The sequence below is a fragment of the Micromonospora sp. NBC_01638 genome (assembly GCF_045209745.1).
Classification (GTDB): Bacteria; Actinomycetota; Actinomycetes; order Mycobacteriales; family Micromonosporaceae; genus Micromonospora.
Genome location: NZ_CP109273.1, coordinates 476,110 through 499,312 on the forward strand (window position 1 = coordinate 476,110; position 23,203 = coordinate 499,312).

At 73.1% G+C, this 23,203-nt stretch carries 16 protein-coding genes and 2 pseudogenes; 6 read left to right on the forward strand and 12 right to left on the reverse strand.

Going from position 1 to position 23,203, the window contains the following annotated elements; genetic code table 11:
* Positions 1-177: 177 nt before the first annotated feature.
* Entirely contained in the window at positions 178-609 is a 432-nt protein-coding gene (gene mraZ, locus OG811_RS02095) for a division/cell wall cluster transcriptional repressor MraZ (RefSeq protein WP_124817664.1), read from the reverse strand.
* Positions 610-964: 355 nt separating this feature from the next.
* On the opposite strand from mraZ, the gene OG811_RS02100 reads away from it, so the two are divergent.
* Genes OG811_RS02100 through OG811_RS02110 form a run of 3 tightly spaced genes read left to right on the forward strand, consistent with a single transcriptional unit; the run spans position 965 to position 3,601 of the window.
* Positions 965-2,212, forward strand: coding sequence for a MurT ligase domain-containing protein (locus OG811_RS02100; protein ID WP_406075455.1), 1,248 nt, complete (start codon positions 965-967; stop codon positions 2,210-2,212).
* Positions 2,202-2,921: a type 1 glutamine amidotransferase gene (locus OG811_RS02105; RefSeq protein WP_406071704.1), complete on the forward strand. Its 720-nt coding sequence runs from the start codon at positions 2,202-2,204 to the stop codon at positions 2,919-2,921. The genes OG811_RS02100 and OG811_RS02105 overlap by 11 nt, the downstream gene beginning before the upstream one ends.
* A complete protein-coding gene (locus OG811_RS02110) occupies positions 2,918-3,601 on the forward strand; it encodes a TVP38/TMEM64 family protein (protein WP_406071705.1) in 684 nt (227 codons plus the stop codon). The genes OG811_RS02105 and OG811_RS02110 overlap by 4 nt, the downstream gene beginning before the upstream one ends.
* Before the next feature lie 135 nt (positions 3,602-3,736).
* Here the strand turns inward: OG811_RS02110 and leuS are convergent, their stop codons facing one another.
* Positions 3,737-6,577, reverse strand: coding sequence for a leucine--tRNA ligase (gene leuS, locus OG811_RS02115; RefSeq protein ID WP_406071707.1), 2,841 nt, complete (start codon positions 6,575-6,577; stop codon positions 3,737-3,739).
* Between the two features lie 403 nt (positions 6,578-6,980).
* Between leuS and OG811_RS02120 the strand changes: the two genes are divergently transcribed.
* The 3 genes from OG811_RS02120 to OG811_RS02130 are packed head-to-tail and all read left to right on the forward strand — an operon-like array spanning position 6,981 to position 11,818.
* Entirely contained in the window at positions 6,981-8,033 is a 1,053-nt protein-coding gene (locus OG811_RS02120) for an AAA family ATPase (protein ID WP_406071709.1), read from the forward strand.
* Between the two features lies 1 nt (position 8,034).
* Entirely contained in the window at positions 8,035-9,333 is a 1,299-nt protein-coding gene (locus OG811_RS02125) for a DUF58 domain-containing protein (protein ID WP_406071710.1), read from the forward strand.
* Positions 9,334-9,349: 16 nt separating this feature from the next.
* Positions 9,350-11,818, forward strand: a complete 2,469-nt coding sequence (locus OG811_RS02130) for a DUF3488 and DUF4129 domain-containing transglutaminase family protein (protein ID WP_406071712.1) — start codon at positions 9,350-9,352, stop codon at positions 11,816-11,818.
* A 315-nt stretch (positions 11,819-12,133) separates the two neighbouring features.
* On the opposite strand, the gene OG811_RS02135 is transcribed toward OG811_RS02130, so the two are convergent.
* The 10 genes and pseudogenes from OG811_RS02135 to OG811_RS02180 all read right to left on the reverse strand — a co-directional run bounded on the left by OG811_RS02135 (position 12,134) and on the right by OG811_RS02180 (position 22,940).
* On the reverse strand, positions 12,134-12,532 hold the full coding sequence (locus OG811_RS02135) for a DUF3040 domain-containing protein (protein WP_030334542.1): 399 nt from the start codon (positions 12,530-12,532) through the stop codon (positions 12,134-12,136).
* A 116-nt stretch (positions 12,533-12,648) separates the two neighbouring features.
* Entirely contained in the window at positions 12,649-13,908 is a 1,260-nt protein-coding gene (locus OG811_RS02140; protein ID WP_406071713.1) for a DNA polymerase IV, read from the reverse strand.
* A 62-nt stretch (positions 13,909-13,970) separates the two neighbouring features.
* Complete coding sequence (locus OG811_RS02145) at positions 13,971-15,143, reverse strand: alkaline phosphatase family protein (RefSeq protein ID WP_406071715.1); 1,173 nt, start codon at positions 15,141-15,143, stop codon at positions 13,971-13,973.
* Positions 15,140-15,889, reverse strand: a complete 750-nt coding sequence (locus OG811_RS02150; protein WP_406071717.1) for a methyltransferase domain-containing protein — start codon at positions 15,887-15,889, stop codon at positions 15,140-15,142. The genes OG811_RS02145 and OG811_RS02150 overlap by 4 nt, the downstream gene beginning before the upstream one ends.
* A 93-nt stretch (positions 15,890-15,982) precedes the next feature.
* Complete coding sequence (locus OG811_RS02155) at positions 15,983-16,156, reverse strand: hypothetical protein (protein ID WP_272619820.1); 174 nt, start codon at positions 16,154-16,156, stop codon at positions 15,983-15,985.
* Between the two features lie 96 nt (positions 16,157-16,252).
* Positions 16,253-19,639, reverse strand: coding sequence for an error-prone DNA polymerase (locus OG811_RS02160; RefSeq protein WP_406071719.1), 3,387 nt, complete (start codon positions 19,637-19,639; stop codon positions 16,253-16,255).
* Between the two features lie 135 nt (positions 19,640-19,774).
* Positions 19,775-20,107 (reverse strand): annotated as a pseudogene (locus tag OG811_RS02165) (DNA polymerase Y family protein); the annotation flags it as partial.
* 186 nt (positions 20,108-20,293) lie between these two features.
* A pseudogene (locus OG811_RS02170) lies at positions 20,294-21,550 on the reverse strand (DNA polymerase Y family protein); the annotation flags it as partial.
* Between the two features lie 40 nt (positions 21,551-21,590).
* Positions 21,591-22,388 (reverse strand): hypothetical protein, encoded by a 798-nt coding sequence (locus tag OG811_RS02175; RefSeq protein ID WP_406071720.1) that lies wholly within the window; start codon positions 22,386-22,388, stop codon positions 21,591-21,593.
* Positions 22,389-22,490: 102 nt separating this feature from the next.
* A complete protein-coding gene (locus OG811_RS02180; protein WP_406071722.1) occupies positions 22,491-22,940 on the reverse strand; it encodes an SAV_6107 family HEPN domain-containing protein in 450 nt (149 codons plus the stop codon).
* Positions 22,941-23,203 lie beyond the last annotated feature (263 nt).

The following is a 23,203-nucleotide window of genomic DNA, read 5'->3' on the forward strand; positions in this document are numbered from 1 at the left end:
TCTTCTCGTGCGCCTGTCGTCGGACGGCGCTGCCGTCGTACCGCCAGATCCCCATCCGCTCCCGCCTGACACCGAACTCTCGCCCGATGACTGGATCGTGCGCCTGGCACCGGGGAAGGGATGCCAGGAACTCGAAAGCGGCTGGAGATCTCGCAGTACGTCGGGCGCCGTTCCGCCCTACAGACCGCCGGGCAGCACCCCCTCCTCGATGTCGGCGAAATCGTCTTCGCTGTCGGCGAGGTAGGTCTCCCAGGCGACCTTGTCCCAGATCTCCACCCGCGTGCTCGCGCCGATGACCACCAGCTCGCGGTCCAGCGCGGCGTACGCCCGCAGGTGGGCCGGAATCGTGACCCGGCCCTGCTTGTCCGGAACCTCGTCGTGCGCGCTGGCGAAGAAGACCCGGCTGTAGGCCCGGGCCGCCTTGTGCGTCATCGGCTGCGCGCGCAACTGCTCCGCGATCCGCTGGAACTCAGGGGTCGGGAAAACGTAGAGACAGCGCTCCTGCCCTTTGGTGACCACGACACCCCCCGCCAGCTCATCCCGGAACTTGGCCGGAAGGATCAACCGGCCCTTTTCGTCCAGGCGCGGAGTGTGGGTGCCGAGGAACATCGGCCCTACCCCCTCGCCCTTGAGCGGCGTTCGCGGCGCCGCTGACCCCCCGGGCCGGTGAGCCCTCCCGGCCTCACCATTGGTCTCCACTCTACTCCACTTCCCTCCACCCGCAACCAGATTCGCCCGCGTGGCGTGCCCGACGCGGAGGCAAAACCGCACGTCACAAGGGGTGGAGCGGAGTGGAGGGCCACGGCTCCCCTCCGGCGTGGTCCGCTTTCCGACATAGATCGACTCCGTCCGGTGGACGCCCAACCGGCCGCCCGCGCAGCCACCACGGCCGAACGGTTCACCGTCGGCGGCGATCTGGTGGGGCGGGCGGTCCGGTAACCTCGCTCGCGTGACGGACGCGAAAATGCCCCTACGGGCCAAGGTGGCCAGCTCCGTGTCACGGACCGCCGCGGCGCTCTCCCGAGCCGCCGGCCGTGGCGACGGTTCGGTGATCGGCGGGTGGATCGGCCTGAAGATCGACCCGGATCTGCTGGCCCACCTGTCGGCCGGGCGTGCGATCGCGCTCGTCTCCGGCACCAACGGCAAGACCACCACCACCCGGTTGACCTCCGCCGCAGTCGGCGTGCTCGGCCGGGTCGCCACCAACTCGTTCGGCGCCAACATGCCCAGCGGGCACACCTCGGCGCTGGCCAAGGCCGGCAGCACCCCGTACGCGGTGCTGGAGGTGGACGAGCACTACCTCGCCCAGGTGCTGGAAGCGACCGAGCCACACGTGGTCGCGCTGCTCAACCTCTCCCGCGACCAGCTCGACCGCGCCAAGGAGGTCGCCATGATGGCGCAGCTCTGGCGCGCGGCACTGGTCCGGCACGCCAACGTGCGGGTGGTGGCCAACGCCGACGATCCGTTGGTGGTCTGGGCCGCCACCCCGCCGGCCGACCCCGCCCGCGGCATCAACCCGCCGCACGTGACCTGGTTCAGTGCCGGCCAGCGCTGGCACGACGACTCCTGGGTCTGCCCGGAGTGCGGCTCCACCATCGCGCGCTCCGGCGGCCAGTGGTGGTGCACCGGCTGTCCGCTGCGCCGGCCGGAGCCACAGTGGGTCGTCGAGGACGAGGGGGTCCTCGACCCCACCGGCGCCTGGCACAAGGTCTCCCTCCAACTGCCGGGCAAGGTCAACCTCGGCAACGCGGCGACCGCGCTGGCCGTGGCCGCCGAGTTCGGCGTCCGCCCGGTCGACGCGGTGTCCCGCCTCGGCATCGTCACCTCGGTGGCCGGCCGCTACGCGCAGGTCGACAAGGACGGGCGCAACATCCGGCTGCTGCTGGCCAAGAACCCGGCCAGCTGGCTGGAGGCCTTCGACATGGCCGATGACGCGCCGACCCTGCTCTCCATCAACGCGCGCGACCCCGACGGTCTCGACACGTCCTGGCTCTTCGACGTCGACTTCGCCCCGCTCCGCGGCCGACAGGTGTTGATCACCGGCGACCGGGCATACGACCTGGCGGTCCGACTGGACATCAACGACGTGCCGTTCCAGCACGTACGCACCTTCGACGAGGCGCTCCGGTCGGTCCCGCCAGGGCGGTTGGAGGTCATCGCGAACTACACCGCGTTCCAGGACATCCGAGCGGAGTTGGACCGTGTCATCTGAGAGCCTGCGCATCGTCTGGATCTACCCCGACCTGCTCTCCACCTACGGCGACCGGGGCAACGCCCTGATCCTCGCCCGTCGGGCGCGCCAACGCGGCATGCCGGTGGAGGTGCTGGAGGTCCGCTCCGATCAGCAACTGCCCGCGACCGCCGACATCTACCTGGTCGGCGGCGGCGAGGACGGCCCGCAGGCGCTGGGTGCCCAGCGGCTGCTCGCCGACGGCGGTCTGCACCGGGCGGTCGCCCAGGGTTCGGTGGTGTTCGGCGTCTGCGCCGGCTACCAACTACTCGGCACCTCCTTCTTCGCCAAGGGCGTGCAGTGCCGCGGCCTGGAACTGCTCGACCTGCAGTCCGACCGGAACGAGAGCCGGGCCGTCGGTGAACTGGCCGGTGAGATCGACCCCCGGCTGGGCCTGCCCCCGCTGACCGGTTTCGAGAACCACGGCGGCCGCACCCGCCTCGGTCCGGAGGTCTCCCCGCTGGCCCGGGTCACCGCCGGGGTGGGTAACGACGGCGCCACCGAGGGCGCGTGGCGCGGCAAGCTGCTGGGCACCTACTCGCATGGTCCGGCGCTGGCCCGCAACCCGGCCCTCGCCGACCTGCTGCTGCGCTGGGCCACCGGGGCACACCAGCTCCCGCCGCTGGACGACACCTGGTCGGACCGGCTCCGCGATGAGCGCCGCTCCGCAGTGGCCGCCGCCCGGGCATGACCCGAGCCGTCCGGCGACTGCTCCGGCAGCCGTCGGCCGCCCGGTTCGCCCTGCTCGTGCTGCTGATCGGCGGCTGCGGGCTGCTGCTGCTCCTGGCACCCCGGCCGGACCCGGATCAGCTGCCGTTGTTGGCCGACCGACTGGGCGACCTCGCCCCGGTGGCGGCGATCCTCGGCGGCGCGCTGCTGCTGGTCGCGCTGGTCCCCCGGACCTTCATCACACTCGCGGCGGGCGCGATCTTCGGCCCGCTGGAGGGCGCCGCGTACGCCCTGGGCGCCGCACTCGTGGCCGCGGCGATCGGGTTCACGGTCGGCCGGCTGCTCGGCCGGGAGTTCGTCGCCGAACGGGTCCGTGGTCGCCTGGCCCGCCTCGATGGCTGGTTCGCCCGGCAGAGCGTACTCGGCGTGATCACCGTCCGACTGCTGCCGATCGCCGGCTTCGGGCTGGTCAGCTACGGCTACGGCACGACCGGCGCACGGGTGCTGCCGTTCCTGGCGGGCAGCGTGATCGCGTCCGCGCCGACCGCCGTCGGCTATGCGGCGATCGGCGCGGCGGCCAACTCCCCCGGCCACATCAACTGGTACGCCGCCGCCCCGGCCAGCCTCGGCCTGATCGCCAGCCTGGTGCTCGTACACCAGTGGTGGCGCGCCGAGCGCCAGCGCCGTCGCCTGCCGGTCTGACCGTGCCCGAGCCCGACTGACGGCCCCGCCGCCTGGCTGACGGCCCCGCCGAGGAGCCGCTCACGGGCGGTTTCATCGCCGACGCGGCGTCCGCTGCGACGAGCTGTCACGCTCTGTAGCGTCCGCAGTGCAGCGTCAGGCGACGACGGAGACCATTCGTCCCGAGACGACGATGACCTTGCGGGGTTCCTTGCCGGCCAGGGCGGCGGCCACCGCGTCCAGCGCTGCCCCCCGGACGGTCTCCTCGGAGGCGTCGGCGGGGACCTCGATGCGGCCACGGACCTTGCCGTTGACCTGCACCGGGTAGGTCACCGTGTCGGCCACCAGCAGCGCCGGGTCAGCGGTCGGGAAGTCCACGTACGTCAGCGAGGTGTCGTGGCCCAGCAGACGCCACAGCTCCTCGGCCACGTGCGGGGCGAATGGCGCCACCATCAGCACCAGCGGCTCGGCCACCTCGCGGGGCGTTGCCGACAGCCGGGTCAGCCCGTTGGTCAGCTCGATCAGCTTGGCGACCGCGGTGTTGAACCGGATGCCGTCCATGTCGCCACGGACCCCGTCGATCACCTTGTGCAGCAGCCGGCGGGTCGCCTCGTCGGCCGGGTCCTCGGTGACCCGCAGCTCGCCGGTCTGCTCGTCGACGACGGCTCGCCAGACCCGCTGCAGGAACCGGTACGAGCCGACCACCGCCCTGGTCTCCCAGGGGCGGGACACCTCCAGCGGACCCATCGACATCTCGTACACCCGGAAGGTGTCCGCACCGTACACGGCGCACATGTCGTCGGGGGTCACCACGTTCTTCAGCGACTTGCCCATCTTGCCGTACTCGCGCTTGACCGCCAGGTCGCCCAGGTAGTAGGCGCCGTCGCGCTCGACGACCTCCTCGGCCTGCACGTAGCTGCCGCGCGAGTCGGTGTACGCGTACGCCTGGATCATGCCCTGGTTGAACAGCTTGCGGAACGGCTCGAACGACGACACGTGCCCCAGGTCGAACAGCACCTTGTGCCAGAACCGCGCGTACAGCAGGTGCAGCACGGCGTGCTCAGCACCGCCCACGTACAGGTCGGTGCCCCCGCAGTCACCGTCGGCGCGCGGGCCCATCCAGTAGCGCTCGTTCTCCGCGTCGACGAACCGCTCACTGTTGGTCGGGTCCAGGTAGCGCAGCTCGTACCAGCAGGAGCCGGCCCACTGCGGCATCACGTTGGTTTCCCGGGTGTAGCGCTTTGGCCCGTCACCCAGGTCCAGCTCGACCTCGACCCAGTCGCGGCGGCGGGACAGCGGGGTCTCCGGGTTGCTGTCCGCGTCGTCGGAGTCGAACGTCTTCGGGGAGAAGTCGTCCACCTCCGGCAGCTCGACCGGCAGCATCTCCTCGGGCAGGGCGATGGCCGCGCCGGTCTCGTCGTAGACGATCGGGAAAGGCTCACCCCAGTAGCGCTGGCGGGAGAACAGCCAGTCGCGCAGCCGGTAGGTCACCGCGCCGGTGCCGTGCCCGTTCGCCTCCAGCCAGGCGATGATCGTCGCCTTGGCCTCGGTGACCCCCAGGCCGTTCAGGTCCAGGCCGCGCTCGGGCGCGGCGCTGTTGATCGCCGGGCCGTCCCCGGTGTACGCCTTGCCGTCGAAGCCCTTCGCCGGCTGCACGGTACGCAGGATGGGCAGCTCGAAGACCTCGGCGAACGCCCAGTCCCGCTCGTCCTGCGCCGGCACCGCCATGATCGCGCCGGTGCCGTAGCCGGCCAGCACGTAGTCGGCGATGAAAATCGGGATCTGCCCGCCGGTGACCGGGTTGGTGGCGTACGCGCCGATGAAGACGCCGGTCTTCTCCTTGGTGTCGGACTGCCGCTCGACGTCGGTCTTGGCGGCCGCGGCCTTGCGGTACGCCTCGACAGCCTCCCGGGGGCTGGCGTGCCCGCCGGTCCAGGCGTCCCTCGTCTCCTCCGGCCAGGTGGCCGGCGCCAGCGCGTCGACCAGCGCGTGCTCGGGCGCCAGCACCATGTAGGTGGCGCCGAAGACGGTGTCCGGTCGGGTCGTGAACACCCGCACCGGCTCCAGGGCGGTCGGGAAGTCGATGTGGGCGCCGGTGGAGCGGCCGATCCAGTTGCGCTGCATCAGCTTGATCGGCTCGGGCCAGTCCAGGGTGTCCAGGTCCTCGATCAGCCGGTCGCCGTACGCGGTGATCCGCATCATCCACTGCTTCAGGTTGCGCTTGAAGACCGGGAAGTTGCCCCGGTCGGAGCGACCGTCGGCGGTGACCTCCTCGTTGGCCAGCACGGTGCCCAGCCCCGGGCACCAGTTCACCGGGGCCTCGGAGACGTACGCCAGTCGGCGGTCGTCGACGACCTGGCGGCGCTCGGCGACACTCAGCTCGGCCCAGGCGCGGCCGTCCGGGGTGGATCGGTTACCGCCCTCGAACTCGGCGATCAGCTCGGCGATCGGGCGGGCCCGGCCCGCGTCGCGGTCGTACCAGGAGTTGAAGATCTGCAGGAAGATCCACTGGGTCCAGCGGTAGAAGTCGGTGTCGATGGTGGCCACCGAGCGGCGCTCGTCGTGGGCCAGGCCCAGCCGGCGCAGCTGCACCTTGTACCGCTCGATGTTCTGCTCGGTCGTGGTCCTGGGGTGGGTGCCGGTCTGCACCGCGTACTGCTCGGCGGGCAGGCCGAACGCGTCGAAGCCCATCGCGTGCAGCACGTTGCGGCCGGCCATCCGCTGGTAGCGGGCGTAACAGTCGGTGCCGATGTAACCCAGCGGGTGGCCGACGTGCAGGCCGGCACCGGACGGGTACGGGAACATGTCCAGCACGTACAGCTTTTCCGCGCCGGCGCGGGGGTGGGTCGGGTCGGCCAGCGGGCCGGTCGGGTTCGGTGCGTGGAAGGTGCCCTCGCGCGCCCAGATGTCCTGCCAACGATTCTCGATCTCGTCGGCCAGGGCTGCGGTGTACCGGAACGGGGGAATGTCGCCCGCCGGTGCGGCTGCCTCACTCATCGTCTCTCCTCGCTTCGCTTCGCTTCGTCTCGGCACCGTCGGGCCGGGCCGGCGGCGGGCACAAAAAAGCCCCTCGCGCAGGAGGGGCCGCCGTACTGTCGCGCGTTCAGCGCATCAGCACGGCCCGGTAAGAAGCAGGAAGACTCCGGCCATGTCCGGCAGTGTACCCCGTCAGCGGTCCCGGCCCACCGACCCCCGCGATGGTCGAACCCGGTCCCCCGACGTGGCGAAAATCGGTGCGTAACCGACGGACCACCTGCGGGGGTCGGCGAGAACGACAAACATGGTTAGCCTGAGAGCCCAGTGAGATTCCTGCGGCATATGAGGCTCGACGTCGCGAACCCAACGACGGGTCCAGGTGCTCTTTAGAGAGCTGCCGTATTGGCGACGAGGAGGAGGCCCCGTGACACAACAGACCTGGGACGAGGTGGGCGGCCTACTGCCGCACGACGAGTTCCGCGCCGCCAGCGAGGCCATCGTGACCAACATCGAGCAGGTCATCGAGGGTAAGACCGCCACCGTGCGGCTCGCCCTGGCCGTCCTGCTCGCCGAGGGCCACCTCCTGATCGAAGACGTCCCGGGTGTCGGCAAGACCAAGCTGGCCAAGGCCCTCGCGCGGTCCATCGACTGCACCGTGCGGCGGATCCAGTTCACCCCCGACCTGCTGCCCAGCGACGTCACCGGGGTCAGCGTCTACAACCAGGAGACGCACGACTTCGAGTTCCGTCCCGGCGCCGTGTTCGCCAACCTGGTGGTCGGCGACGAGATCAACCGGGCCTCGCCGAAGACCCAGTCGGCGTTGCTGGAGTGCATGGAGGAGCGGCAGGTCACCGTCGACGGCGTGACGTACCAGCTCCAGACGCCATTCATGGTCATCGCCACCCAGAATCCGATCGAGATGGAGGGGACCTACCCGCTGCCCGAGGCGCAGCGCGACCGGTTCACCGCCCGCATCGCGATGGGTTACCCGGACGCCAACGCCGAGTTGGCCATGCTGGACGGGCACGGCGCCACCGACCCTCTGCACGAGCTGCGCGCGGTCTCCGACGCCGCCACCGTTCGGCAGCTCATCGCCACCGTCCGGCAGGTGCACGTCGCGGACGCGGTCAAGCAGTACGCGATCGACCTGGTCACCGCCACCCGCGAAGCGCCCGACCTGCGGCTCGGTGCTTCTCCCCGGGCGACCCTGCAGCTGTTGCGCACCGCCCGCGCGGTCGCCGCCCTGGAGGGCCGCGACTACGTCCTCCCCGACGACCTGCAGGCCCTGGCGGTGCCGGTGCTCGCGCACCGGATCATCCCGACCGCGGACGCGCAGCTCGCCCGACGCACCACCGACGCGATCGTCTCCGAGCTGGTGCACCGCCTGCCGCTGCCACACGACCGGCAGCGCAACCCGTACGACACCCGGCCCGCCACCGGCAACGGCCGCGCCTCCTACGAGCCGCGGAGGCCATGACGTGCGTGCCGGGCTGCGCGGGCTGACCACCCGCGGGCGCTCCTTCCTCGCCGCGGCGGTCGCGGCGGCGATCTCGGCCGGCATCCTCGGCGAGAAGGACCTGCTCCGGGTGGCTGTGCTGTTGGCCATCCTGCCGTTGCTGGCTGCGGCCTACGTCGGGCGCAGCCGCTACAAGCTGGCCTGCAACCGTTCACTGGACCCGCACCGGGTTCCGGTCGGCGCCAACTCCCGGGTGGTGCTGCGCCTGCAGAACCTCTCCCGGCTGCCGACCGGCACCCTCCTCCTGGAGGACCGGCTGCCCTACGCGCTGGGCAGCCGACCCCGGGTCGTGTTGGAGCGGCTCGGCGCGCAACAGGCGACGTCCGTGGCGTACACCGTGCGGGCCGACGTGCGGGGCCGCTACGACGTGGGCCCGCTGGTGGTCCGGATGACCGACCCGTTCGGCCTCTGCGAGCTCACCCGGTCCTTCCCCAGCACCGACCACCTGACGGTCATCCCGCAGGTCACCCCGCTGCCGTCGGTCCGGCTCCCCGGGGAGTACGCGGGCAGCGGCGACAGCCGGGCCCGCTCGGTGGCGGTGCACGGGGAGGACGACGCGGCGACCCGGGAATACCGGCGCGGCGACGACCTGCGCCGGGTGCACTGGAAGTCCACCGCACGTACCGGCGAGCTGATGGTGCGCCGCGAGGAGCAGCCGTGGGAGAGCAGGGCCACGGTCGTTCTGGACACCCGGGCGTACGGCCACCGCGGCGAGGGGCCGACGGCCAGTTTCGAGTGGGCCGTCTCCGCCGCCGCGAGCATCGCCGTCCACCTGCGGCAGGCCGGCTACAAGTTGCGCCTGGTCACCGGCTCGGGGGTCGATGTGGACGCCTCGGAGGCCGGCGGTGACGGGGCGCTGCTCGACCACCTCGCGGAGGTCCGGCTGGATCAGCGCGCCGAGGTGGCCGGCCTCGTGCAGCGGGTCCGCCAACGCTCCGACGGCGGTTTGGTCATCGGTTTGTTCGGCACGGTGAGCGCGGCCGAGGCCGAGCTGCTGGCCGGGCTGCGGGGCAACGGCGCCACCTGCATCGGCTTCCTGCTGAACAGTTCCACCTGGCTCAGCCTGCCGGAGAAGGCCCGGGCCGAGGCGGAGCACGCGCACGGCGCCGCAGTCCTCTCCATGCTGCAGAGCGGCTGGCGTGTGGTCGGCGTCGACCACGGCGCCCGACTGCCAGCGCTGTGGCCGCAGGCCGGCCGAGGTTCCCAGGGCTTCGCCCTGCGCGCCGCGCTGGCCGAGACGGTCGCCGGCGGCGTGCGATGAACGGAAGGTTCCCCTCATGATCGCCAGTCGGAACATCGGCCTGGTGGCGGCCGCGGCCACGCTGCTGGCCGCCGCGCCGCTGTCAGCCATCTTCCAGAGCTGGACATGGTTGATCGAGTCCGTCATCGCGGTCGCCGTGGTGGCCGGGGTGGCCGCGCTGACCCGGCTCGCCCGGGCACCACTGTGGGGTCAGGTGCTGGGCATGCTGGCCGGCCTGGCGCTCGCCCTGACCTGGTTGTTCCCCAGCGGCGAGGAGCTGCTCGCCGTCCTGCCCACTCCGGGCACGCTCGCGCACTTCGCCGATCTGCTGGCCGGCTCCATGCAGGACATGCGCTCGTACGGAGTCGAGGTCCCGGACACCGACCCGCTGCTGTTCATCGCCGTGCTCGGCGTCGGCGCGGTCGCCGTGCTGGTGGACGTGCTGGCCGTGGGGCTGCGCCGGCCCGCGCTGGCGGGGCTGCCGATGCTCGCCATCTACTCGGTGCCGGTCGCCGTCTACGTGGACAGCGTCCCCGCGACGCCGTTCGTGGTGGGCGCCGCCGGTTACCTCTGGCTGCTGGTCACCGACAATGTCGACCGGGTGCGCCGATTCGGACGCCGGTTCACCGGGGACGGCCGCGACGTCGACGTGTGGGAGGCTTCGCCGCTGGCCTCCGCCGGCCGGCGGCTCGCGGCGGTCGGGGTGGCCCTGGCGGTGGTGCTTCCGCTGGCGGTGCCCGGCATGACCGGCGGGCTGCTCGACTCCCTCAGCCGTTCGCCGGGCACCGGCAACGGGAGCGGCTCGGGTGGCACGTCCGGTCGCATCGACCTGTTCGCCTCGCTCGCCGGCCAGCTCAACCAGTCCGAGGTGGCCGACCTGGTCAAGGTGACGACGTCCGAGCCGAATCCGTTCTACCTGCGCTACGCGGTAGCCGACGACCTGCGCCCGAGTGGTTTCCAGGCGCGCAACCCGAGCGGCCGGCCGGCCAACCGGGACCTGCCGAACCCGGCCGAGCGGATTGGCCAGGGCGTGCAGCAGACCCCCTACCGGGCGACCGTCGAGGTCACCAGGAGCCTGAGCATGTCGCTGATGCCGGTGTACGCCGAGCCGGTACGCACCGAGGACCTCAACGGCAACTGGCTCTACGACCCCAACCAGCAGGTCATCTTCTCCAACCGGGAAAACTCCCGGGGCCGGAAGTACTCCTTCGACTACCTGCGCTCGACATACTCGCCGGCGACGCTGCGGGCCGCGCAACCGCTGCCGGCGGACCACCCGGTACGCCGGCAGATGACCGCCACCCCCGGGGCGGTGCCCGAGGTGGAGGAGCTGGTCAAGGGGCTGGTCCAGGACAAGCGCACCGACTACGACCGGGTGTTGGCGATCTACCAGCACTTCTCGGCGGACAACGGGTTCAGCTACCGGCTCAGCACCGAGAGCGGCAGCAGCGGGCAGGACATCGTCAACTTCCTGACCAACAAGGTTGGCTACTGCCAGCAGTACGCCGCCGCGATGGCCTGGCTGGTCCGCTCGGCCGGCATCCCGGCCCGGGTGGCGTTCGGGTTCACCAACGGCAGCAAGCGCGACGGTGACACGTTCACGCTGACCAACCTCAACCTGCACGCCTGGACCGAGGTCTACTTCGACGGGGTCGGCTGGGTGCCGTTCGACGCCACCCCGGCGTACGGGGTGCCGGGGTCCACCCGGTCGGCCTGGGCACCGGACACTGACGCGCCGGAGCCGTCCACGCCGGGCACCGGCGTCAAGGACAGCCCGGCGGGCGCCGAAGAGCCGGCTGGTCCGGCCGGCTCGGACAACGCAGACCGCGACATCGACGACGGGCTCGCCCTCGGCGCAACCACTCCGGACGAGCAGCCGCCGGTCTGGCCCTGGTGGACGGCGGGCCTGTTGGCCCTGCTGATACTGCTCGCCGTACCCGCTCTGCGCCGGCTCGCGCTGCGCCGCCGACGAGGTGGCCAGGCGCCGAGCGCCGCAGTGGCCGCCGCCACCGTCGATGACGTCGGCGAGCCAGGAACCCGACTGGTGGTGGTCGGCGCGGACGCCAACCGTGCCCGCGCGGACGCGCACGCCGCCTGGGCGGAGCTGCTCGACACACTGGTGGACTTCCGGGTCCCGGTCGATCCGACCGAGACGCCCAGGGCGACCGCGGACCGGCTTGTCCGGGTCACCCTCAACGACGACACCGCAGCGATCGGGTCGGCGCGACTGCTCGGCCGGGCGGAGGAACGGGCCCGCTACGCGCGGGATCCGCTGACCGGTGAGCGGTTGCTTCCGGCGCTGAGCGCGGTCCGTGGGGCGCTCGCCGCGCGGGCCGACCGGCGGACCCGCCTGCTCGCCGCCGTGTTGCCGCCGTCGGTGCTGCTGCGGTGGAGGACCACCCTGGCGGACGCGTCCAGTCGAATGGTGGCGCTGACCGGGCGGGCCCGGTACAGGCTGCTGCGCTGGAACCCCCGACGGCTGCTGGCCGACCGGGCGGCCCGCTGACCAAAACCCACCACGCCACCCCATGATCACTTGATGACCAGTAGTTGCAGATAGGTTCTCGCAGCTACTCACCATCAGGTGATCATGGGGTGACGTGGGATGGCGGCTCAACGAATACCGGGCCACCCAAGATCGTGCTCGATCCAGGAACAAGGCCCCTCACGTCGCGCACGATGCCACTACAACCAGGGTCGAGCACGATCATGCGGGAAGGGGCAGCGGGAGAGGGCGCGCGGATACGACGGAGGTCGCCCGGGGCTGTGCCCGGCGACCCGCTCGTCGCGGCGTACGTCCCGCCTCAGGGGCGGGACTGGCTCAGCGGTGCCCCTCCGGGCGCTGCCGCCACCTGTCCTCCATGCGGTCCAGGATTGACGACCGGCGACCGGACCGGCCACCGCGGGGACGGCGACGACTCGTCGTGCCGCCCACCACGTGCAGGTCAGGTGACTGCGCCCGCCGGTGCGACTGCACCGCGAACGCGGCCGACGCCAGCATGACGACGAAGCCCGCCACCGCCAGCGGTGGAGTCTTGATCACCGCGCCATAGACCAGTAGAGCCAAGCCAGCGATTATGACGCCGGCGGCGACGAGCAGGCGACGCCGCGCATGGAAGCGCGGATCGCTGGCGCGCACGGCCGAGGCGAATTTGGGGTCCTCGGCAAGCGACCGCTCGATCTGCTCGAACAGCCGCTGCTCGTGCTCCGAGAGCGGCACGGCACTCCTCCCCGGTCACGTTGGTCGGGCCCACTCGGGCCGACAGACCGTGGCAGCCAACCGGCTGCTTACCCGCAAGTCTACGAGGGGGGTCGCGCGTCGGAAAGCGGGACGACCTATGGGTGGGGTGGATTTTCGTTTCGGCGGGGATCACGATCGCCCATCAGACTGGCCGGACCTATGACGGACCGCCCGAAACGGGCAGCAGCGGCGTCCGAGGCAGCTTCCGCTTCGCGCCAGCCACGCTCGGGCGCGCCGAGGGTGAGCTGCCGGTGGGCGCCCTGCGACGGGGCGAGCCCTTCCACCCGGACACCGACGAGTCGGATCCGCTCGCCTGGGTCCAACGCGGTGTAGAGCGCCCAGACCGTGTCGAACATCTCGCGGGCGGTGTCGGTGGGCACGTCGAGGGTGCGGGAGCGGCTGACGGTGCGGAAGTCGGCCAGCCGGACCTTGAGTGCGACCGTGCGACCGACCTGCCCGGAGCCTCGCAGCCGGACGCCGACCTTCGCGCTGAGCGCGAGCAACGTACGGCGGATCTCCTGCGGGTCGGCCACGTCGACGTCGAAGGTCACCTCGGCGCCGATCGACTTGTCGACGTGCTCGGAGCTGACCCGGCGCGGGTCCCGTCCCCAGGCCAGCTCGTGCAGGTGCGTCGCCGAGGCGGCACCGACCGCTCGGCGAAGCATGCTCACCGGCGCCTCGGCGAGGTCGCCGACGGTGGTCAGGCCGAGCCGGCGCAGCGCTTCGGCGGCGCGCTCCCCCACCCCCCACAGCGCGTCCACCGGCAGCGGGTGCAGGAAGTCGAGCACCTGCCCCGGGGGCACGACCAGCAGGCCGTCCGGCTTGGCCCGGGTGGAACCCAGCTTGGCCACGAACTTGCTCGGCGCCACCCCGACCGAGCAGGTCAGCGCCTGCTCGTCGGCGACCCGGCGGCGAATGAGGCGGGCGATGGTGGCCGGGGAGCCGAAGAGTCGGCGGGCACCGGTCACGTCGAGGAACGCCTCGTCGAGGGAGAGCGGCTCGACCAGCGGGGTGACGTCCCGGAAAATCTGCATGACCGCCCGGGAGGCGACCGTGTAGGCGGTGGAATCCGGTGGCAGGTAGACCGCGTGCGGGCAGCGGGCCCGGGCCTGACTGGTCGGCATCGCGCTGCGCACGCCGTACTGGCGGGCCTCGTAGCTGGCCGAGCTGACCACCCCGCGCGGCCCAACGCCGCCGACGACCACCGGCCGGCCGCGCAGCTCGGGTCGGCGGCGCACCTCGACGGCGGCGAAGAACGCGTCCATGTCGACGTGCAGGATCGGGCTGCCGGAGTCGTCGGCGTCCGGCCCGAAGCGCGGATCGTCGCCCCGGGGCAACGACTGACTGCGGCCCATCCCGGCAGATTAACCCGGGGGTACGACACCACCAGCCGTCAACGGGCCGGACCGTCCGCCGGTCAGCCGCGCACGACCAGCAGCGGCACGGTCAGCTCGGCGGCGGTGTCCGACCCGTGGTACGCCACCAGTCGCGACGCCATCGGCCGCTCGGTGCGACTGGCCATGACCGCGTACGTGTCGTTGCAGGTCACCACCACGTCGCCGATCCGCCCCCGGTGCTCCTCGGGCACCGGCCCGAACCAGCCGGTGGCCACCACCTCGTCGCGGGTGCGTACCCGCGCCGCGGCACCCAGCACCTCGGACCAGGCGGCCAGCACGTCGTCGACCGCGCCCGGCTCGACGTGCAGGTAGCGGACCCGGGCCTCACCGGCCACCAGCCGCACACCGGCGCGCAGTCGCGGATCGGTGTCCAGGTCGAAGCGGTGCGCGGCGGGAATGTCGAGCTGGCCGTGGTCGGCGGTCACCAGCAGCGCCGCGTCCGGCGGCAGCCCGTCGACCAACCGGGCGAGCAGCGTGTCCACCTCGGTGGCGGCGATCCGCCAGGGCGCCGAGTCGACGCCGCTGAGGTGGCCGTGCCGGTCCAGGTCGGCGTGGTAACCGGAGACCAGGGTGGGTCCGGAGCCGGCGGCCAGCGCGGCCAGCATGGTGGCGGCCACCGCGTCCCCACCGGCGGCGCCCCGGAAGTCACCGCCCCGGTTGGCGGCCAGGGTCAACCCGCTGCCACCGAACTCCGGCCGGCTCACCACGGTCACCGTCACGCCGGCGGCGCGGGCCCGCTCCAGCTGGGTGGGCACCGGCTGCCAGCGCAGCGGCGGCGGGTCGCCAGCCCAGTCGGTGTGGGTGAGCACCCGGTCGGTGCCGGGCACCCGCACGGTGAAGCCGAGCACCCCGTGCGCGCCCGGCGCGACGCCGGTGCCCAGCGACACCAGACTGGTCGGGGTGGTGGACGGGAAACCGGCGATGAGCGGCCGGGCCACCGTCGCCGCCAGCCCGGCGAGGGCCGGCGCGTACGGCGCGGCGGTCGGCAACTGGTACCAACCGAGCCCGTCGACCAGCAGCACGGCGATCCGGCGTACCCCGGCCAACGCTCCGACGAGCCCGAGGGGGTCGGCGGATCCGGGCACGCCCAGCACGGCGAGCGCGCTGGGCAGCACATCGGCGAGACGGCCGCCGCCGTGGTCCGGCCCGAGGACCTCCAGTGGCGCCGGCACGCCACCCGGCTCGGCGATCATGCCGGCCGGCGGGCGAACAGGTGCAGCTGGGCGGCCAGGTCCCGGTACGGCGGTTGGGCGGCCAGCGCACGTTCCAACTCGACCAGGGCGGCGGACTGCCCATCGGCGACCGCGGCCGGCAGCAGGTCGGCCAGCACGCGTACCCCGTGGATCTCCTCGACCACGAGCCCGGCGGCGCCGAGCAGCGCGGCGGCGCCGGGGGCGTCGTAACGCCGGCGCAGAGTGTCCCGCGGCCCGGCGGTGCCATCCGGATCGGCGGCCAGCGCGGCAGCGACGTCCAGGTGCCCGTTCATCGCGCGGCCCAGCACGGCAGCGGCCCGGCCGGCCACCAGCACACTGACCGCGCCGCCGGGACGCAGCGCGGTGGCCAGCGCGGCCACCACCGGCGTCGGATCGTCGACCACTTCCAGCACGGCGTGGCAGAGCACCAGGTCGACGCCGGCCGGCTCGACCAGCCCCGCGAGGGCGTCGCCGTCGCCCTGGACGGCGGCGATCCGGTCGGCCACCCCGGCCTCGGCGGCCCGGCGGGTGAGTGCGGCCAGCGCGTCCGGGCTGGCGTCGACCACGGTGACCCGATGCCCGGCGCGGGCCAGCGGGACGGCGAAACCGCCGGTGCCGCCGCCCACGTCCAACACGGTCAGCTCGGCGTCGCCGCGCCGGTCCAGCTCGGCGCGGAGCACCGACCAGATCACGGCGGTGCGGGGTGTCAGCGGGGGCCCGGCGAACCGGCCTCGGGTCTGGTCCACCCGTCGAGCCTAGTCACCCGGTCCATCCATGGTGCGGGCGTGTGGCGGGGCGTACCCGCCACCCGTCCGATCGGTGCGCGGTGACGCGGTCGGTCAGGACTCGGTGCCCTCGACCTCGTCCTCCGCCCGGGACCGGCGCTCGTTGGCCACCGGACCGTTGGTCACCTCGTACTCGCGGGGGTCGGCGAGGTGCGACGGCACCCAACCGGCACCCAGCCGGGTCCGTCGGGCGTTGGCGATTCCACCGGTGTACGCGTGATTCCCCATCACTGTCATTCTCCCTCACGAATCACGGGCCACTCTGCCCGCTCGGGACGAGTCTCCCGCTCCACGCCGCAGGAAACCGTAATGTGGATCACTGAATCAGCGGAAGTCACGGGAGGCGGGACTGACCGGTGGCTCGATGGCGTCCAGCCGATCGGCGACCAGGTTGGTCACTCCCTCGTGCCGCTGCAGCCGCCCCCGGACCACCAGCGCGGCGCTGGTCCGGGCCACTCGCCGATAGCGCTGCCACAGCCCCGGCGAACAGGTGACGTTGAGCATCCCCGTCTCGTCCTCCAGGTTGAGGAAGGTGACCCCGCCCGCGGTCGCCGGGCGTTGCCGGTGGGTGACGATGCCGCCGACCCGGATCCGTTGCCCCGGCTCCACCCGGCCGAGTCGGGAGATCGGCACCGCGCCGAGCACGTCGAGCTGACCCCGGATGAACCGGGCTGGATGACTCTCCGGCGACAGCCCGGTGGCCCACACGTCGGCGACCAACCGGTCCACCGCCTCCATTCCGGGCAGCGTGGGCGCCGCCGCGCCGGTCACCGTGCCGGGCAGCCGGCCCGGCCGATCCTGGGCGGCCGCGCCGGCGGCCCAGAGCGCCTGCCGCCGGGTCAGCCCGAAACAGGCGAAGGCGTCCGCGGTGGCCAGTGCCTCCAACTGCGCGGCGGTGAGACCGACCCGCCGGGCCAGATCAGACATGTCCCGGTACGGCCCACCTGCGGCGCGTTCGGCCTCGATCCGCTCGGCCACGTCGGCGCCGAGGGTACGCACGCCGGACAGCCCGAGTCGGACGACCGGCCCGCCCAGCCCCCAGGCGTGCGGCGGCTCCCCCGGCTGGCTCCCCCACCGGGTGTCCGGGGTGGACTCCAACACCGCCTTGGCCCCGCTGGCGTTGATGTCTGGCCGGCGCACCTCCACCCCGTGCCGGCGGGCGTCGTCGACCAGGGTCTGCGGCGAGTAGAAGCCCATCGGTTGGGCGTTGAGCAACGCGGCCAGGAACGGCGCCGGGTGGTAGCGCTTGAGCCAGGAGCTGGCGTAGACCAGGTAGGCGAAGCTCATCGCGTGGCTCTCCGGGAAGCCGTAGCTGGCGAACGCGGTGAGCTTGCGGTAGACGTCGTCGGCCAGCTCGCCGGTGATGCCCCGCTCGGCCATCCCGACGTAGAGCCGGTCGGCGATGCGGGTCATCCGCTCGACCGACCGTTTGGCGCCCATCGCCCGGCGCAGCTGGTCGGCCTCCCCGGCGTCGAAGCCGGCCAGGTCGATGGCGAGCTGCATCAACTGCTCCTGGAACAGCGGCACACCCAGGGTCTTCTCCAGGGCGTTGCGCATCAGCGGGTGCGCGAAGGTCACCGGCTCCTGGCCGTTCTTGCGCCGAATGAACGGGTGCACCGAACCGCCCTGGATCGGGCCGGGCCGGATCAACGCCACCTCGACCACCAGATCGTAGAACTCACGGGGCTTGAGCCGGGGCAGGGTGGCCATCTGGGCACGGCTCTCCACCTGGAACACCCCGACCGAGTCCGCCCGGCAGAGCATGTCGTAAACCTCCGGGTCGTCCAGGGTCATGTCACCCAGGTCGAGCCTGGACCCGATCATGTCGTAGCCGTAGTGCAGGGCGGAAAGCATGCCGAGGCCGAGCAGGTCGAACTTGACCAGGCCCACCGCGGCGCAGTCGTCCTTGTCCCACTGGAGCACGCTGCGGCCGGGCATCCGCCCCCACTCCACCGGGCAGACCTCGATCACCGGCCGGTCACAGATCACCATGCCGCCGGAGTGGATGCCCAGGTGCCGCGGGAATGTCTGCAACTCGTTGGCGTACTCCACCACCTGTTCGGGGATGTTCTCGACGTCGACCGTGGCGACCGAGCCCCACCGGTCGATCTGCTTGCTCCAGGCGTCCTGCTGCCCCGGCGAATAGCCGAACGCCCTGGCCACGTCCCGCACCGCCGACCGGGGCCGGTAGGAGATGACGTTGGCGACCTGGGCGGCGTGCTCCCGGCCGTAGCGGGTGTAGACGTGCTGGATCACCTCTTCCCGACGGTCGGACTCGATGTCCACGTCGATGTCCGGTGGGCCGTCCCGCTCCGGTGCGAGGAACCGCTCGAAGAGCAGCCGGTGCCGGACCGCGTCCACATTGGTGATCCGCAACGCGTAGCACACCGCCGAGTTGGCCGCCGAACCCCGACCCTGGCAGTAGATGTCCTGGTCACGGCAGAACGTGACGATGTCGTAGACCACCAGGAAGTAGCCCGGGAAACCCAGCTCCTCGATCATGTTCAGCTCGTGGTCGAGTTGCGCGTACGCCGTCGGGTGCGCCTGCGGCGGCCCGTAGCGCTCCCGTGCCCCGTCGGCGGTCAGCTTCCGCAGCCAGCTCATCTCCGTGTGCCCCGGTGGCACCGGGTACGCCGGCAACTGCGGCGCGACCAGTTGGAGGTCGAAGGCCAACTCGGCGCCGAACTCCGCGGCCCGCGCCACCGCACCCGGGTACGCGGCGAACCGGGCCGCCATCTCCGCGCCGCTGCGCAGGTGGGCGGTGGCCGCCGCGGGCAGCCAGCCGTCGATCTCGTCCAGGCTGCGTCGGGCCCGGACAGCGGCGACAGTGGTGGCCAGCCGACGCCGGCCGGGGCTGGCGTAGTGCACGTTGTTGCTGGCCACCGTCGGCAGCCCGGCCGCGGCGGCCAACTCGGCGAGCGCGTCGTTGCGGTCGGCGTCGACCGGGTGACCATGGTCGGTCAGCTCCACCGCCACCGTCTCCGCACCGAAGAGTGCGGTCAGCCGGTCCAACTCGCGGGCCGCCGCGTCCACCCCCTCGGTGAGCAGCGCCCCCGGCACGTGCCCCTTGCGGCAGCCGGTCAGCACCAGCACATGGTCGCGGAGCTCCTCGGCGACCTCCTCCAGCTCCCCGTAGACCGGGCGACCCTTCTCCCCACCGCGCAGCTGGGCGCGAGCGATGGTGGTGGCCAGCCGGGCGTACCCCTCATGGCCGTGCGCGAGCACCAGCAGGTGCGCGCCGTGCGGGTCGGGTTCGCCGTTCTGCGGGCCGGGCAGCCCGAGGGAGAGCTCCGCGCCGAAGATGGTCGGCAGGCCCAGCGTACGAGCCGCCTCGGCGAAGCGGACCACCCCGTAGAAGCCGTCGTGGTCGGTGACGGCGAGCGCGGTGAGCCCCAGCCGGGCCGCCTCCTCGGCCAGCTCCTCAGGGTGGCTGGCGCCGTCGAGGAAGCTGAAGTTGGTGTGCGCGTGCAGCTCCGCGTAGGGCACCACACCGTCGGGACGGGTCAGCTCCGGCGGCTGGTACTGCTCGCGCCGACGGGTCCAGGCCGGGGAGTCCCCACCGTCGGCGTCCACGGCGAGTGGGTCCACCACGTGCAGGTGCCGCTCGCCCCGGCTCCCCCGGTCGTCGCGGCTCCCCCGGTCGTCGCCAGGCCGCCCGGAGAGCACCCGCTCCAGCTCCGACCAGGGCATCTTCGGGTTGTGGAAGCTCACTCGCCCGCCCCCAGGCCGATCTCGACCGACTTGATCCACTCGACAGCATGGACACCGGGCTGTCCGGATGGGCGGGACACCCCGACTTCCGGAATGTCGAGTCGATCATGGCCAGGGTGGCGCCCGGCTGAACACTCAGTCATAGATCGCCTCCACCAGCCACTGCCCGGCCTCGACGGCGAGCAGCAGGGCGGTGCCATCGGCCAGGCAGACCTGGAACCGGGCCCGCCGCCGAGCCTCGGCTGGGGCCCACCACCGCTCGTCCACCGGCCACGGGCCGACCCAGCCGACGATCTCCGCGGGCCGGCCGGTGCCGACCACCAGCCGGGCGGGCGGAGCGCTCACCGCCAACCGCGCGCTGATCACCACCGCCTCGCCAGCGGCGTCGTGCACGGTCGCGGCGAGCGGGCTGGGCAGCACCACCGCGGGCGCGGGCCGCGGCAGCCGACCTGGCCACGGCGGAACTCCGCCCCCACCGCGGCCAGCAGGCCGACCGGCACCGACGGCCCGACCGCCGCCCACAGCCCGGTCGGTGCCCACAGCCCGGCCAGCGCTGACGGCCGGGCCGGTGCCCACAGCCCGATCGGTGCCCACGGCCCGATCGCCGACCACAGCCCGGCCAGCGCTGACGGCCCGGTCGTCGCCGCTGGCGATCGGCTCGCCGGGCAGCGGTGGTGGGCCGGGGCGGGCGGGGAGGCGTTCGTCGCCCCACGGCACCAGTCGCACCTGGTCGGCCGGGGAGCGCCCACCCCCGAGCACCGCGGTGACCACCGCTTCCGGGCCGAGGATGCCCTGCACACGGCTCAACGCCCGGTGCGCTCGTTCCCGCTCCTCGCCGGCCTCCCCCCACAGGCCGGCTTGCAGACCGGCCTGGGCGATCACCCCGTCCGGGATCAGTCGCAGCCGGATGATGCCGGCCGTCGGTCGGGCCGGTCGGGCGCCGGTGCGGCCGTTGCTGCCGGAGAGCCAACCGTCGAGCTGCCAGCGCACCCGGTCGGCGATGGCCGCGGCGGTGAGCAGGCCATCGTGCCGCCACACCCGGTGCAGCTCCTGCCCGTGCTCGGTGACCGCCTCGATGCCGAGCCGGGTGCAGGCCAGCCCGTGCCCGGCCAGCCGTTCGTGCAGCTGCTCAGCCAACGCCCGGGCCACGAACGCCGCCGCGTCGACCCGGTCGATCGGCTCGTCGTGCTCGGCGGTCACCGTCAGGTCGGCCGGCGGCTGCCGGACGGCGAGTGGGCGGTGGTCCCGCCCGGCGGCCAGCCGATGGGCCAGCGCACCGTCGAACCCGAACCGGGCCAGCACGTCGCCAGCCGGCAACGCGGCGAAGTCGCCGAGGGTACGCACCCCCAGCCGGCGCAGCAGGTCGGCCAGCGACGACCGGCCAAGCGCCTCGACCGGCAGCCCGGCCAGGAACTCCGGTGTCCCGCCCGGTGCCACCACCCGACCGGCGCGGGCGGCCAACCCGGCCGCGAACACCCCGTCGGCGATGCCGACCTGGCTCTCCACCAGGCACGACTGGGCGACGTGCTCGATGATCCGCTCGGCGGCCGCCTCCTCGCCGCCGAGGTAACGGCTCGGCCCCCGAGCGGCCACCGCGCAGGCGCCCGGACGAACCACCTCGACGCCGGCGACCAACTCCTCCACCGCGGCGACCACCGGCTCGAACGCGCGGGCGTCCCGGCCCGGGTCGTATTCCACGACGGTGAGCTGCGGGCAGCGCCCCTGCGCCTCCCGCTTGCGCAGCCCTCGGCGCACCCCCTCGGCGCGGGCCCGCTCGGAGCAGGCGACCACCCGGTTGGCGTGCAGCACGGCGACCGGGCCGGTCGCCGGCACCCCGTCGACGATCTCGGCGGCGAGCACCGGCCAGTCCGGGCACCACAGCAGCAGAGCCCGTGCCGGCGAGCCGGTCACCGCAGCCCTCCAGGGCCGGACTCGCGCCTGATCGCCGATGTCACGCCGGACCGACCAGGGTGAGTGCGCTCTGGCGGGCGGTGTCGGTGCGGGCCCGGTCACCGGCTGGCGGCACCGGATGGAGCCGGCCGCCGAGCGGCGCGGCCGGGCGACCCACGGTCGACGGCACCATGCGGGGGATCACCCGGGTCAGCTCGTCACCCGGGAGCCAGACCTTGATCTCCTTGGGTCGGGCGGCCGCCCCGCGCCCGCGCGCCGAGACGGTGACCTCCCGGCGGCGCAGCCGCCCCCGGCCCTGCCCGAGCCCTTCCCAGACTCCACGGACCACCTGCAGTGTCACGTCCGCGCCGTCCCACCGGCCGTACGGGACGAGCACGCTGCCGCGCTGCCGGGCCCGGGCGGCCAACCGGGTGGCGACCGAGGCGGAGACCGTGGCCGGCACGGTGGTGACCACGACGTCCACCCCGTCGATCAGCGCGGCGACCACGGTGGCCCATTCGGGGCCGGGATTCGGCACCAGGGCCAACCGGTCCAGGGCGATGCCCAGTTCGGCGGCCGCGCCCGCACCGAACGTCGGCACACCGACCACGGCACACCACGAGCCGGCCCGGGACGCCTCGGCGAGCAGGGCCAGCATCAGCGAGGTGCCACCGCTGCGCTGGGGCTGGCCGGCGGCAACCGCGATGGTGCTGCCCCGGCGCAGGCCCCGGTTGGGCAGCAGACCGGTCAGCTCGGGCACCACCGGCAGCACCCGGTGGCCGCCGACCGGGTCGGGTGCACTCGCCGGACGCACCAGATCGGCCAGTGCGGCGGAACCGACCACCATGCGGCCCGCCATTTGGACCAACCCCCCGTCGTTGCTGTGGAACAGATCAGGACCGGCACGCCGTGCCACCGGCCGCCCGGCTCCCCCCGCGGGGCGGCCGGTGGCACGGCGGGATCATGCGGCGAGGCCGCCCAGGGCCGGTTGGTGGGCCACGCCGAGGGCGGTCTCCACCACCGTGACGAACTGTTCGGCAGCGCGGAGCAGATCGTCGGCCTCCCGGGCGCTGACCACCCGGGGGATGCCGGCCTCGGCGGCGGCGCGCTTGCTGGCCCCGGCGGCGAAGAACCGGGACCACTCGTCGAGCTCCGGAGCGACGGCGCAGAGGAGGACCCAGACGCTGGTGATCCGGTTGCGCCGACTCGGCGCGGGCCGGGCACGGGCGGCGAGCAGGGCGGCCGCCGCACGCAGCGCCGCCAGGTGGGCAGCCGCGTAGCGCAGGCCGTCAGGTCGGGTCTGGCCGGCCTCGACCAGCCCGCGCCGGGCCAACGTGAGGAGCTGGGCGGGGGTGCGGTGCGGCAGCACGTGCGCCGGCACCGTCGGTGCCTGAGCCGGGTTGGTCGGCATGGATGTCTCCTCCACGTGGCCGGGCGTCGACTCGGCGCGCTGGTGCCGCCGATGAGACGCCGAGGTCGGGTGGTGCGGAGGAAGACGCACCGGGTGTGGCCGGCCGGGTGTGGATGCTTCCCCACACCACACCCGGCCGGCGTACCGGCGGGGTCGTCGCCCGCCGCCCGGGGGTCGTGGGCGGCGGGCGACGCTCCTGCCTGTCGGGACCAGGCTCGCGACTGCCCGGAAACCCAGGTGCGGCCCGCGGAGCCACACCGCCC

Coding starts and splice junctions, on each gene's coding strand:
- mraZ (WP_124817664.1), bottom strand. CDS start 609: ATGTTCCTCGGCACCCACACTCCGCGCCTGGACGAAAAGGGCCGGTTG.
- OG811_RS02100 (WP_406075455.1), top strand. CDS start 965: ATGCCCCTACGGGCCAAGGTGGCCAGCTCCGTGTCACGGACCGCCGCG.
- OG811_RS02110 (WP_406071705.1), top strand. CDS start 2,918: ATGACCCGAGCCGTCCGGCGACTGCTCCGGCAGCCGTCGGCCGCCCGG.
- leuS (WP_406071707.1), bottom strand. CDS start 6,577: ATGAGTGAGGCAGCCGCACCGGCGGGCGACATTCCCCCGTTCCGGTAC.
- OG811_RS02130 (WP_406071712.1), top strand. CDS start 9,350: ATGATCGCCAGTCGGAACATCGGCCTGGTGGCGGCCGCGGCCACGCTG.
- OG811_RS02140 (WP_406071713.1), bottom strand. CDS start 13,908: ATGGGCCGCAGTCAGTCGTTGCCCCGGGGCGACGATCCGCGCTTCGGG.
- OG811_RS02145 (WP_406071715.1), bottom strand. CDS start 15,143: ATGATCGCCGAGCCGGGTGGCGTGCCGGCGCCACTGGAGGTCCTCGGG.
- OG811_RS02155 (WP_272619820.1), bottom strand. CDS start 16,156: ATGGGGAATCACGCGTACACCGGTGGAATCGCCAACGCCCGACGGACC.
- OG811_RS02175 (WP_406071720.1), bottom strand. CDS start 22,388: ATGGCGGGCCGCATGGTGGTCGGTTCCGCCGCACTGGCCGATCTGGTG.
- OG811_RS02180 (WP_406071722.1), bottom strand. CDS start 22,940: ATGCCGACCAACCCGGCTCAGGCACCGACGGTGCCGGCGCACGTGCTG.